This window comes from Microbacterium sp. KU4F (assembly GCF_056868075.1).
In genome coordinates, this window is record NZ_CP200324.1 from 1,053,984 (window position 1) to 1,066,361 (window position 12,378).

General features: G+C 70.8%; 7 protein-coding genes. 3 read left to right on the plus strand and 4 right to left on the minus strand.

Annotated features, from left to right (window positions below; translation table 11 throughout):
• Positions 1 to 32 precede the first annotated feature (32 nt).
• The gene (gene rsmI / locus AC1VNH_RS05335) at positions 33 to 851 is read right to left on the minus strand and encodes a 16S rRNA (cytidine(1402)-2'-O)-methyltransferase (RefSeq protein WP_483110226.1); all 819 of its coding nucleotides are present in this window, start codon (positions 849 to 851) and stop codon (positions 33 to 35) included.
• 23 nt (positions 852 to 874) lie between these two features.
• Between rsmI and AC1VNH_RS05340 the strand changes: the two genes are divergently transcribed.
• The gene (locus tag AC1VNH_RS05340) at positions 875 to 2,404 is read left to right on the plus strand and encodes a dolichyl-phosphate-mannose--protein mannosyltransferase (RefSeq protein WP_483110227.1); all 1,530 of its coding nucleotides are present in this window, start codon (positions 875 to 877) and stop codon (positions 2,402 to 2,404) included.
• Between the two features lie 2 nt (positions 2,405 to 2,406).
• Here the strand turns inward: AC1VNH_RS05340 and AC1VNH_RS05345 are convergent, their stop codons facing one another.
• From AC1VNH_RS05345 to AC1VNH_RS05355, 3 genes are all read right to left on the minus strand, one after another.
• On the minus strand, positions 2,407 to 2,664 hold the full coding sequence (locus AC1VNH_RS05345) for a three-helix bundle dimerization domain-containing protein (protein WP_483110228.1): 258 nt from the start codon (positions 2,662 to 2,664) through the stop codon (positions 2,407 to 2,409).
• A 91-nt stretch (positions 2,665 to 2,755) separates the two neighbouring features.
• On the minus strand, positions 2,756 to 3,274 hold the full coding sequence (locus AC1VNH_RS05350; protein WP_483110229.1) for a MarR family winged helix-turn-helix transcriptional regulator: 519 nt from the start codon (positions 3,272 to 3,274) through the stop codon (positions 2,756 to 2,758).
• Between the two features lie 21 nt (positions 3,275 to 3,295).
• On the minus strand, positions 3,296 to 5,143 hold the full coding sequence (locus AC1VNH_RS05355) for a thioredoxin domain-containing protein (protein ID WP_483110230.1): 1,848 nt from the start codon (positions 5,141 to 5,143) through the stop codon (positions 3,296 to 3,298).
• A gap of 114 nt (positions 5,144 to 5,257) precedes the next feature.
• Here AC1VNH_RS05355 and AC1VNH_RS05360 point away from each other — a divergent pair, with 114 nt between their 5' ends.
• Positions 5,258 to 6,397 (plus strand): serine/threonine-protein kinase, encoded by a 1,140-nt coding sequence (locus AC1VNH_RS05360; RefSeq protein ID WP_483110231.1) that lies wholly within the window; start codon positions 5,258 to 5,260, stop codon positions 6,395 to 6,397.
• A 1-nt stretch (position 6,398) separates the two neighbouring features.
• On the plus strand, positions 6,399 to 12,377 hold the full coding sequence (locus tag AC1VNH_RS05365) for an Ig-like domain-containing protein (protein WP_483110232.1): 5,979 nt from the start codon (positions 6,399 to 6,401) through the stop codon (positions 12,375 to 12,377).
• The last annotated feature ends 1 nt before the right edge of the window (position 12,378 follow it).

Here is a 12,378-nt window from a genome sequence, read left to right on the forward strand (position 1 = left end):
GCGAGGAGTCGGCGTCCGGCCGGGTGGGCGCGTCAGCCGCGGACGGCGAGCGCCGCCTGGTACAGCTCGCGCGACGAATGACCCGTCGCCTCGGCGACTTCGCCGGCCGCATCCTTCAGACGCGTGCCCGTGCGGACGATCTCGAGCACCTGGGTGACGGCATCGGGAAAGGCGACGCGGGCACGCTCGGCTCCCCCGACGACGATGACGAGCTCGCCGCGCACGCCGTCCGCGGCCCAGGCCACGAGCTCAGAGAGCGGGCCGCGCACGGTCTGCTCGTAGAGCTTGGTCAGCTCTCGCGAGACGGATGCGGGGCGATCGGCGCCGAACGCCTCCGCCAGATCCGCGAGGGTGTCTGCGAGACGGGTGGGCGCCTCGAAGAAGACCAGCGTGCGCTCCTCGGCCGCCAACCGGGCGAACATCGCCCGCCGCTCCCCCTGCTTGCGCGGCACGAAACCCTCGAAGGCGAAGCGGTCGGTGGGAAGGCCCGAGACCGCGAGAGCGGTCAGCACGGCGGACGGGCCGGGCAGCGCGATCACCTCGACGCCCTGTGCCACGGCTTCCGCCACGAGCCCGTACCCCGGGTCGCTCACCGTGGGCATGCCGGCGTCGCTGAGCACGAGCACGTCCTCGGTCGCCGCGCGTCGCGCCAGCTCCGCGGCACGCTGCTTCTCGTTGTGATCGTGCAGGGCGATCAGCTGCGGGCGGTTGGCGACGCCGAGCCCCGCGAGCAGCCGCTGCGTCGTGCGGGTGTCCTCGGCCGCGATCACGGTGGCGGCTTCCAGCGCCTCGACGAGCCGGCGGGTGGCATCCCCGAGGTTTCCGATCGGAGTCGCCGCGAGGATGATCACGGCCCCAGCATAAGGTGGAGGGCGTGACCTCGAGCGCCCCGCCGACTGCGCCCGCGCCGCGCCGCTCGGCGTTCGACGCGTTCTCCGACCGCATCCGCGGCTCTCGCGTGCTGGAGCGGCGCGTGCAGGTGTGGACACCCGTCCTGCTGACGCTCGTCGCCGGGATCCTGCGCTTCGCGAACCTGGGTACGCCGTCGTCGTTGGTCTTCGACGAGACGTACTACGTGAAGGACGCGTGGTCGCAGTGGCTGCTGGGCTACACGGCCAACTGGCCCGAGGGTGCCGACGCCCTGTTCGCGCAGGACGACGTTCCCGCCCCGCTGGTGACGGGAAGCTTCTCCGTACATCCGCCGCTGGCCAAATGGCTGATCGGATTGGGAATGTGGCTCTTCGGCCCCGGCGATTCGGTCGGGTGGCGGGTGGCGGTGGCCGCGGCGGGGACCCTCACCGTCCTCGTCGTCTACATGATCGCCCGCACGCTGACCGGTTCGACGACCGTCGCCGCGATCGCCGGCGGCCTGATGGCCATCGACGGCCTCGCCATCGTGCTCAGCCGCATCGCGCTCCTGGACGGCATCCTCGCGCTGTTCGTGGCGCTGGGCTTCTGGTTCGTCCTACTCGATCGCCGCGCGCATCTGGAGCGCCTGCGCCGGGCCGTCCCTGCGCGCGATACGGAGACGGCCGGTCCCGGGTGGGGGCCGGTGCTCTGGAACCGGCCGTGGCTCATCGCCGCAGGAGCGGCCGTCGGTGCCGCCACGGCCGTGAAGTGGTCGGGCCTGTACGTGCTCGCGGCCCTGGGCCTCTACGTCGTCGTCACCGACACCCTCGCACGGCGCCGACTCGGCATCGTGCAGTGGCCGCTGGATGCGGTGCGCCAGGGCGCGGCGGCGTTCGTGCTGCTCGTGCCGGTCGCGATGATCGTCTACCTGGCCTCGTGGACGGGCTGGCTTGCCAGCAGCGGCGGATACGGGCGCGCGATCGCATCCGAAGGCCTCGGCGGAGCGCTCGCGAGCCTCTGGCGCTACCACGAGGCGATCTACGCCTTCCACGTCGGGCTCACGACTCCCCACGGCTATCAGAGCCCTGCGTGGCAGTGGCCGCTGCTGGTGCGCCCGACGTCGATGTACTGGCACCAGAGCGGCGACACCGTCCAGGCGGTTTCGAGCATCCCGAACCCGCTGATCTGGTGGGCGGGGATCGCTGCGGCGCTGTACCTGCTCTACCGGTTCATCCGCACCCGCGACGCACAGGCGGCTTTCGTGCTCGTTGCCCTCGCCGCGACCTACGTGCCGTGGCTGCTGTACCCCGAGCGCACGATCTTCCAGTTCTACACCGTCGTGATGCTGCCGTTCCTCGTGATCGCCATCGCCCTCGCTGCCCGGCGCATCGCGAGCTCGGCCGATGCCGACCGCCGTATCGCAGGCCAGCGGGTGGTCACCGTGTTCCTGGTGACCTGCGTCGCGCTGTCGGCGTTCTGGTACCCGGTGTGGACGGCGATGCCGGTGCCCTACGAGTTCTGGCGGCTGCACAACTGGCTGCCGAGCTGGATCTGAGTTCAGGCGCGCTGTTCGTCGGCGTACATCTGCAGGATCTCCTCGGCCCCGGACTCCACGTCGACGGGCACCGCGATCGGCCGCCCGCCGGTGAAGGCGTCGTACTCCCTCGCGACGATCGCCTCGATCTCCGAGAGGCGCAGCAGCGGATAGCGGGCCTGCAGGCGCGCGACCACACCGGCGTACGAGGTGAGCAGCCAGCCGTCGACCACGTGGGTCGTCGTGTCGTGCTCACCGACGGCGTCGGCTGAAAGGGTCATGCTGCCCATGCTGTCACCGCAGCACCGGATGTGGGCCGTCGAGGCGGGTAGCTAGCCTGACGAGCAAGACGCCCGGCGAGCCATGTGCCGCTCAGCCGACGCTGGTGTGGGCGTCGACCTGGTCGACCGCGGCCTGGAGCCGGCCCAGGCATTCCATGACGATGCGCATGTCGTCCGGAGACATGTCGATGACGGCATCCATCATCCGCTCGTGCATGTCGCCGAGAGTGCGGCGCACTTCCTCGTCGCTGTCGACGGTGGGAACGACCCAGATGCTGCGCCGATCGGTCTCGTGCCGCTCGCGCCGCACGTGCCCGGACTTCTCCAGCCGGTCCACCATCGCCGTCATGGACGCGGTGGAGACGCCGAGGTAGCGGGCCAGCTCACCCGGTGAGACGCGCTCGCCGCGCTGCTGGGCGCGCAGCAGATAGCGCAGCACGAGGAGATCGTTCTCGCCCATCGACATCGCCTCGCGCGTGCGGCGTCGCATCGCGACCTCCGCCGCGCGGTACACCCGGAACGCCTGCAGCAGATCGACGGCGCGACGCTTGCGCGACTCGTCGTCGTCGGCGTACCAGTAGCCGCTGTGCGGCTCCTCCAGCTCTGGCATGCTCTCGATGATAGGACGACTTCACGCCGCAGGGTCGGCGAAACCGCTCGCGTCGTGGAGGGGCAGGCGGCACACGAACTCGCGACAGTCGTACGCCGTCGGACGCCCCTCGCGGGCAGTGCGGTCGGCGAACAGCGAGAAGCCCGCCTCGGACCACGCCCCCGCATCCGCCTCGCTCACCCTGACGACGACGTCGGCACCGGTCGCGTGCGCGGCGCGCGCGAGCGGATCGTCGTCGCTGTCGGCGACCACCACGATCTGGCGTCCAGCGCTCTCCAGGAGTGCGGCGACGCGCAGCACCGCGGCGTGCGAGAACGGATCCTCGACGGCGCGTGTCGCGCGCGCCGCCACGATCGTGCGGGCCCGACGCCGGTACCGCTCGCCCGCCCCCAGACGCCAGAGCGTCAGGGCGGCTTCGGCGAGCGACGCGGCCCCGGACGGGCGGTCGGTGTCGGCGTCGTCGACCGCCGGCGCCCCGAGAGCCGCCAGCACCCTGTCGCGTCCGCCGGGCACGGCCGTCGCCTCCTCCGTCGGCCAGCACAGGTCGATGAGCCGGCGCGCCTCGACGGCATAGGCGACGCGTCCCGTCGCCATCGCGAGCACCGCGAGCCCCTGGGCGAGAGCGCCGTAGTCCTCGAGGGTCGCCGGCGCGCCGGAGAGGATCTCGTCGAGCGAGGCTCGGCGCAGCGTCCCGTCGTCGGCGAGGTTCGACTCCTCGACCGCCAGGGCGGCGCGCACCGCTGCGCTCACGAACTCCTCGCGCCCGAGGCGGGCCCCCGTCGCGGCGAGCGCCCCGATGGCCAGACCGTTCCAGCCGCTGACGAGCTTGTCGTCGATGCGCGGCGGCTCCAGCGTGCTCCGTTGGTCGAGGGGGCGCAGATAGAACCCTCCCTCGCTGCGCGCGCCGTTGATCCAGGACTCGGAGTCCTGCGCGGCGGCGAATCCGCCGGAGGGCAGCTGAAGGGTGTCGACGAGGAATCCCGCCGCGGCGGACGCGATGTCGGCACGCCCCGCGGCGAGGGCGACCTGGATGAGGCCGGCGTTGTCCGTCAGCATGCGCTCGTAGTGGGGCACGCTCCAGTCGCGTCGTGTGGCATACCGGAAGAACCCGCCGTCCGCGTCGCGCAGCGGCGAGCGGGCCATGCGGTCGATGGTTCGCGCGGCGAGCTGCGCCGCCGTCTCATCGGGTTCCGTCTGCAGGAAGCGGAGCACCGGCCACACCGGGAACTTCGGAGTCGCCGCATCCGCTCCCGCCGGAGCGAACCCGCCGAACTCGGGGTCCTCGCGCGCCGCGATGCGCGCGGCGAGCTGTGCGCGCACCTCGGCGGTGGGCCATGCGGGATCGAGTGCTTCCTCGCCCCTCTCGCGCGCCGCCGCCTCGAGCGCCCGCTGCACGGCGCCCGAGGTCTCGGTCACCGCCTCACGGCGTTCACGCCACGCCTGGTCGACGGCGTCGATGACGTCGACGAATCCGGGCAGCCGGCCGCGCGCCGTCGGCGGCCAGTACGTCCCGGCGAAGAAGGGCTTGCCCTCCGGCGTCGTGAACACCGTCAGCGGCCAGCCGAGATGCGGGGTGAACGCCGCCGCCGCAGCCAGAAACACCGCGTCGACCTCGGGATGCTCCTCGCGGTCCACCTTGACCGAGACCATGGTCCGGTTCAGTCGCTCCGCGATATCGGGGTCGGAGAAGGACTCCGCCGCCATGACATGGCACCAGTGGCAGGTGGCGTAGCCGATCGAGACCATGACCGGAACGTCGCGCCGGCGCGCCTCGGCGAACGCGGCCTCACCCCACGCGTGCCACGCCACCGGCTGCTCCGCGTGCTGACGGAGGTAGGGGCTCGCCGCGCGCGATAGTTCGGAGGACATGTGTCAAGCGTAGGTTTCCGAATCGGATGCGGTAACGACGCTGTGATAGGAAGGTTCGGCAGAGTCCCGCGCGTACGTCGGGTGTGCACGTCGTACGCGGAGAGGGGGACCCCGGTGGCGCAGAGATTGCCCGCGGCACCGCCCGTTCTTCCCGGCTTCACCTACGTGCGCCCTCTCGGCACGGGTGGTTTCGCCGACGTCTTCCTGTTCGAACAGGACATGCCGCGCCGCCCGGTCGCCGTCAAAGTCCTCCTCGAGGACATCGTCGACGAGGGCCTGCTGCGCATGTTCAACGCAGAGGCCGATGTCATGGCGCGTCTGAGTGCGCATCCGTCGATCCTCACGATCTACCAGGCGAGCATCTCCTCCGACGGACGCCCCTACCTGGTCATGGAGTACTGCCCCGGATCGCTCGGCTCGCGCTACCGTCGGGAGGAGATCCCGCTGGCCGAGGTGCTCCAGGCCGGCATCCGGATCGGCTCCGCGTTGGAGACGGCGCACCGCTCGGGACTGCTCCACCGCGATATCAAGCCCTCGAACCTTCTGGTGACGGCCTTCGGCGCTCCCGTCCTCGCCGACTTCGGCATCGCCACCGCCGTGGGCGGACGCGGCGATGACGAAGTGTTCGCCATGTCCGTGCCGTGGAGTGCGCCCGAGATCATCGACGAGCGCATCGCCGGCTCCGTGCCCGCCGAGGTGTGGGCGCTGGGCGCCACCGTGTACTCGCTGCTGGCAGGACGCAGCCCGTTCGAGCGTCCCGGCAGTGGCCAGAACGGTCGCGACCAGCTCAAGGCCCGCATCCGCCGCGCCGCCTACACCCCGATCGGCCGGGCCGATGTCCCTGCGAGCCTCGAGGCCGTGCTGTCGCGCTCGATGAACCGTGATCCCGCCGGCCGTCACCCCTCGGCCGCTCAATTCGCGTACGAACTTCAGCTCATTCAGCACGAGCTCGGCCTGCCGCACACCCCGATGGAGGTGGCCGTCGATGAATGGGCGTCCGCCGGCACCCCCGTGAACTTCGCCGATGATCGCGCTCGCGGCCCCGTGCGCCCGCGCGTGGAGTACGAATCGCGCCGGCCGGTGCGCGCACGCGAGCGCGGTGGCCGGCGTCCCGACGAGGGCACCGTCCTCGCCGGAGCATCGCCGCGCGGGCGTGGACTATCCGGCGGGATGATCGCCCTGCTCGTGGGCGGCGCTGCCCTGGTCGCAGCGGCAGCCGTGCTCGTGACCGTCCTCGTTCTCGGAGGAGCCTGAGATGGCAGAGGCCCCACGCACCCCCCTCGCCGACCGCCGCGGTTGGATCATCGGCGGTTCCGTCGCCGCCGTGCTCGCCATCGTGACCACGCTCGCGGTCGTCTGGCCGGGCTTCGACGCGCAGCAGACCCCGCCCGACGACGGCACGATCTGGGCGATGCAGTCCGGCGAGGGTCGGCGCTATGCGCGGGTGAACACGACCGTCGGCGAGATCGACACCGTCAAGCAGGTCGAGAACCCCAGCGCACTCGTGCAGAACGCGGACCGCCTGCTCGTCTACGCCGAGGGCGACACCCGCTTCGCGGACGTCGACATGGCGATGCCCGCCGATCTCAACGCCGACGCGGAGGACGCGTTCCAGAACACCCCGCCCGGCACGGTGGACGTCGTCGCCACCGGTGACACCATCGCCTACCGCACCGACAACGGCGCTGTCTTCGCCGGCTCGCTCGCCTCCCCGAGCAGCACTGTGCCCATCGACCCGTACGCCCAGACGCAGGTCGCCGAGGGCGAGGAACGGCCCGTGTTCGTCGCCGACAGCGTGGCGGTCGGGGTCGACGGCATCGTCTACGCCTACTCGTCCGAGGAGGAACGCGTTCTGCGCGCCGATGCGCGCACCGGCAAGATCGAGGGCTCCGATGCGGTGACCGACGCCCCCGCATCCGCGACGCTGAGCGCCGTCGGCACGACGTGGGCTCTGCTCGAACCGGACTCGGGACGCCTCTGGCTGCGCGGACGCGATCAGCCCCTCGACACCGGGACGATCGGCGGCGTCCTCCAGAAGTCGGGCTCGGCGCGGGACCAGGTCTACATCGCCGACACCACCGGACTTGTCTCCGTCCCCCTCGACGGCTCCGGACCGGAGCGCGTCGTCGACGCCGCACAGGGCACCCCCGCGGCTCCGGCGGAGGCGAAGGGCGTGGTGTACGCGGCCTGGCTGCCCAACAGCCAGGCCCAGGGCACGCTGTGGACCTCGGATGCGGGACAGAGCGACCTGGACTACGCCGGAGGTTCGCTCGGCGACGAAGTCGCGCCGGAGTTCCTGAGCAACGGCTCGCGCATGATCCTGAACGAGACGCGCTCGGGCTGGGTGTGGACGCTTCCGAACGGCGCTCTCGTGCCGTCCTCGCAGCAGTGGGACTCCGACCAGGACGTGCCCACCCAGCAGCAGGAGGACGTCCAGGCCGAACGCGTGATCGATCCGAAGCCCCCCGTCGCCGTCGACGACGCGTTCGGCGTGCGCGCCGGCCGCAGCGCCGTGCTGCCCGTCCTGCTCAACGACCACGATCCGAACGAAGACGTGCTGAGCATCGTCGCCGCATCCGTCGAGGGTCTCGATCCGGCGTTCGGAACGGTCACGGTCTCGAACGAGCAGCAGGAGCTCGTCGTTCGGATCTCCCCCGAGGCGACCGGATCGGCGACCTTCCGGTACCGCATCACGGACGGCACGACCACCGACGGTCTCACCTCGCAACCGGCGACCGTCACCCTCACCGTGTCGGACCCGGGCCAGAACTCCGCCCCCGTCTGGTGCGGCGTCCAGGCGTGTCTTGCCACCTGGCCGAGCCCGCAGGTCGTGCCGGGCGGAACCGTCTCGGTCAACGTCCTCGAGGGATGGGTCGACCCCGACGGCGACCCGATCTACATCTCCTCCGCGGTGAATCAGAGCGGCATCGGCTCTGTGGCTCTCGACCCGCAGGGCACCATCACCTTCCAGCACCCCAATCCGAACCAGACCGACGCCCAGTCGGTCACGATCCTCGTGACCGTCACCGACGCCAGGGGCCTGTCGACCGAGAAGCCGCTCGAGATCGCGATCACCCCGAGCCCGCAGCTGACGGCCGCGTCGTTCGCGGCGGTGGGAACCATCGGCGCGCCGACCACGATCGACGTGCGCCCGCACGTCACCGGCATCAACGGCGCCATCACGATGCGCAGCGCGAACTCCATCACGGATGCGGCGGCGCAGATCTCCGTGAACGGCGTCGCGAGCACATTCGTGTTCACCGCCGCGAATCCGGGCTCGTATCTCGTGCAGTACACCGTCGCCGACACGCTGGCCGAGGCGACCGGCACCGTCAGGGTGACGATCGTCGATCCCGCTGCCACGCAGATCTCCACTCCGCCTCTGACGGCCTTCGTCCGCCCCGGCGAGGACGCGACGATCGACGTCATCTCGCCCGTCTCGAACCCCGCAGGTCTCGTGCTCCTGGCCAGCGACGTCGTGGTCACCCCCGACCCGAGCGCGTCGCTGAGCGTGGATCTGGTCGGTCAGAGCATGCTGCGCGTCGCCGGCTCCACCGACAACGCGCAGCCGGGAACGCTCGGCGTGGTGACCTATACGGTCTCGGACGGGACAGGGAACGGCATCACCACCACGACGGGCGAGACGACCGTCGTGCTGCTCCCCTCGCCGACGGCGGAGCCGCCCATCGCCGTCGACGACGCCGTCACCGTGCGCGCCGGCGCGCAGATCGACATCCCCGTCCTGGACAACGACACGGCACCCGCGGGCGCCCAGTTCGCCATCGACCCCTCGACGATCACGAACGAGTCGAACACGGGTCTCGCGTTCGCCACGGGGCGCCTGCTGCGCTACCTCGCGCCCAGCGAGCCCGGCACCTACACGCTCGGCTACACGATCTACCGCATGGGCTTCCCCGACATGACGGACACCGCCAAGGTCACCGTCACGGTCCTGCCCGAGGACTCGAACGCTGCGCCGGTCCCCCGCACGCTCGTCGGGCGCGTGCTGAGCGGTGCGACCGTGTCGATCCCGTTCGACCGGTACGCGATCGACCCCGACGGTGACGCGGTGACGCTGGATCGCATCACGACGCAGCCGGATCGTGGCTCGGCCGCGATCTCGCCCGAGGGCGACGCCATCCTCTACACGAGCTCACCCGGCGACAAGGGCCAGGTCTCCTTCACCTACCAGGTCAGGGACACTCTCGGCGCGGTCGGCGTGGGCGAAGTGCGCGTCGGTGTGCTGGATGCGGAGTCGAACCCGGCCCCGGTGACTTACAGCGACTACGTGCAGGTGCAGGCCGGCGCCGACTCCGAAGCCGTCGTCCGTCCCGCCGACAACGATCTCGATCCCTCCGGCACGACCCTCGAGGTGATCGATGTGCGTCCGAACGCGGAGGTGGGCTCCGAGGAGTACCGCGCGATGGACGCCATGATGCAGGGGGTCAAGGACAGCGAAGTGCGACTCAAGGCCGGCACGCAGCTCGGCACCTACTCGTTCGCGTACACGGTGCGCAACGCACAGGGCGACACCGCGATCGGCCTCATCGTGCTCAAGGTCGTCCGAGACCCCGTCCCCGACTACCCCTCGGTGCGCGACACGACCCTCACGGTCGAGACGCGCGAGGACTTCCCCGACGGCGTCGACGTGCTCAGCGGCAAGGTGTCCTGGAACGCGGGCGACGTCGGGACGCTCAAGCTGTCCCTGTGGGGCAACCCCGACGGCGTCGCGGTCGACGGCCGGAAGATCTCGGGACGCCTGCCCGACAAGACCGAGCTCATCCCGTTCCAGGTGACCGGCACGGCCTTCGACGGCAGCGAGGTGACCTCGTACGGCTTCCTCAAGGTCCCCGGGACGAAGGATCTGCAGCTGAGCCTGCGCTCGTCCGCGACGTCGGTGCAGGTCGACGAGCGCGGCACGGTCGACGTCGACCTCAGCCGCGCCGTCGCGCTGCCGCCGAACGCGGAGATCGAGATCGACGGATCCCGCGTCGCCGCCGGCGGCGGGCGCGCGGAGGCCACGTGCGCACTCGTGTCCGGTACGACCGTGCGTTACTCCGCCGGCGCCGGCGCGCCCTGGACCGACAGCTGCGTCGTCCCGGTGCGCCTGGTCGGCCAGGACACCTACACCTACCTGACGATTCGCGTCGACGTCATCGCGGAGGACCCGCAGCCCGAGCTGCGCGCCGCATCCCTCACCGTGAGCCCCGGCTCCTCCGCGACGTTCGAGCTGCGCGACATGACGACGTGGGCGGGAACCGAGGACTGGGGGGCGCTGCGCTACGCCGTCTCCTATGCCGGCGATCAGTTCACGGTCGAAGCCTCCGGCTCGCAGGTGACCGTCACCGCCCGTGACGCCGCGCGCCCGGGCCGGCAGGAGCCGGTGACCGTCACCCTGCCCAGCCACCGCGACGTGCGCCCCGCCACCCTCGCCCTCCAGGTGGGCCCGGCCCCCTCGACGCTGCCGAAGGGCGCAACGCTCACCCAGTCCTGCTTGCAGTCCTCGGGCAACGGCTGCACGATCAACGTCATCGGTCAGGGCGGCGAGATCAACCCGCTCCCGGGCACGCCGCTCAAGCTCGTCGCCGTCGGCGGCGTCTCCGGCGGCAGCTGCGCGGGCGTCTCCTTCGGCGTCGCCAGCTCCACCGCGATCCAGGCGAACTGGTCGCCGGATGCCGACGGCACACGCTGCACGGTCGGCTTCACGGTCGAGGACGCGCAGGGACGCCAGTCCGCGGGCGACCGCAACGGACAGGTGACGCTCGACCTGCAGGGATATCCTAAGGCGCCCAACAGCGTCACGCAGGTCGGTTTCGGCGACCGCACGATCACGCTACGCGTCGATCCCGGCGCCGCGAGCAACGCCTACCCCACGCTCCAGGGCTTCCACATCCTGCAGGGCGGCCAGCAGGTCACGACGTGCTCCGCCGCCGGAGCGTGCGAACCGTTCCAGGTCTCCAGCAACGGCGACCGCCGCACGTACGAGGCGCGCGCGTTCAACACCGTCGGCGAGTCCCGCACGGGCGTGACCGTGCAGGCCTGGGCGTATCGTCAGCCCGCCGTCGGCAACGTCACCGCGGATCCGATCTTCGACCGGCAGCGCACGACCAACGACGCGGGCGCGGTGAAGATCCGCATCCAGAACGTCGATCCCGAGGTGCGCACCTACTCCGTCACGGGGGCGAACGGCGATGTGCCGCGCTCGGGCGGCGACACGACCGAGCTGACGGTCACGTTGCCGGTCGGGCAGGCCACCGTCACCGTCACCGCCAACAGCGCGAACTCGGCGCCGGACGGCAGCGGATCGGTCGGGCAGACCAAGAACGTGGGCGTGCAGGTCGCGGGTCTGCCGCGCACCGACGGCGTCGGTATCGCGGCTGAGCAGAAGAACGCGCTGGTCGTGACCGGGCCCAACGTCGACATGAACGGGAGCAACCGGGGCCGGCAGATCATCTATGTCGCCTACCGTGCGGGCTTCGGCGACTTCTCGTGCGACGTGGACAACGATGGCCAGAATCTGCAGGCGAGGGTCAATGGGCAGACGTCCACTTCCACCACGATCAGCGGCCTGCAGGAGAACCAGAAGTACACGGTCGGCGCGTGCGTGAGCAACGGCTTCGGCGCCGCGAAGAGCGCCACCGCGGACGGCTGGGCCTGGCAGCAGCCGGAAGCTCCCACCGGCGGCACGTACTCGATCCGTCGCTCGACCGACTGGGACGGCAGCGTCTCCTACCGAGTCAACAACGTCGATGTGCCTGGCAAGTCCGGATACGAGACCGTGATCAACAACCGCGAGCCGGACTTCGGACAAGAAGGCCAGATCACCGCGAAGTACTGTGTGAACGGATCGAACCAAGAGCGATGCAGCCCCGAGTCCACCGTGGGGCCGGCCGATCCGACAAAGGCGCGCCAAGAGCGACTCTCCAATGCCCGCATCACCCAGTGCGTCGTCGGAGAGCGTCTCGCGGTCGCGGTCGACCAACGCGTCGGCGGCCTCGGGAACGCGCGGATCAAGGATGGTTCGGTGGCGTACTACAGCGGCGGGCTCGTCTCGACGAAGATCGATCCCGACCCCAGCGATCCGCTAAAGGTGCCCAAGAAGACGGGTCGTGTGACCGCGACGATCGAGTTCGTGTGGTCCAACGGTGCCGCGACGTATCAGACCGAATCATTCGACGTCCGCGCCGACTGCACCGATCCGAACGCCAACAACGACCCCACCACCGGAGGCTGAA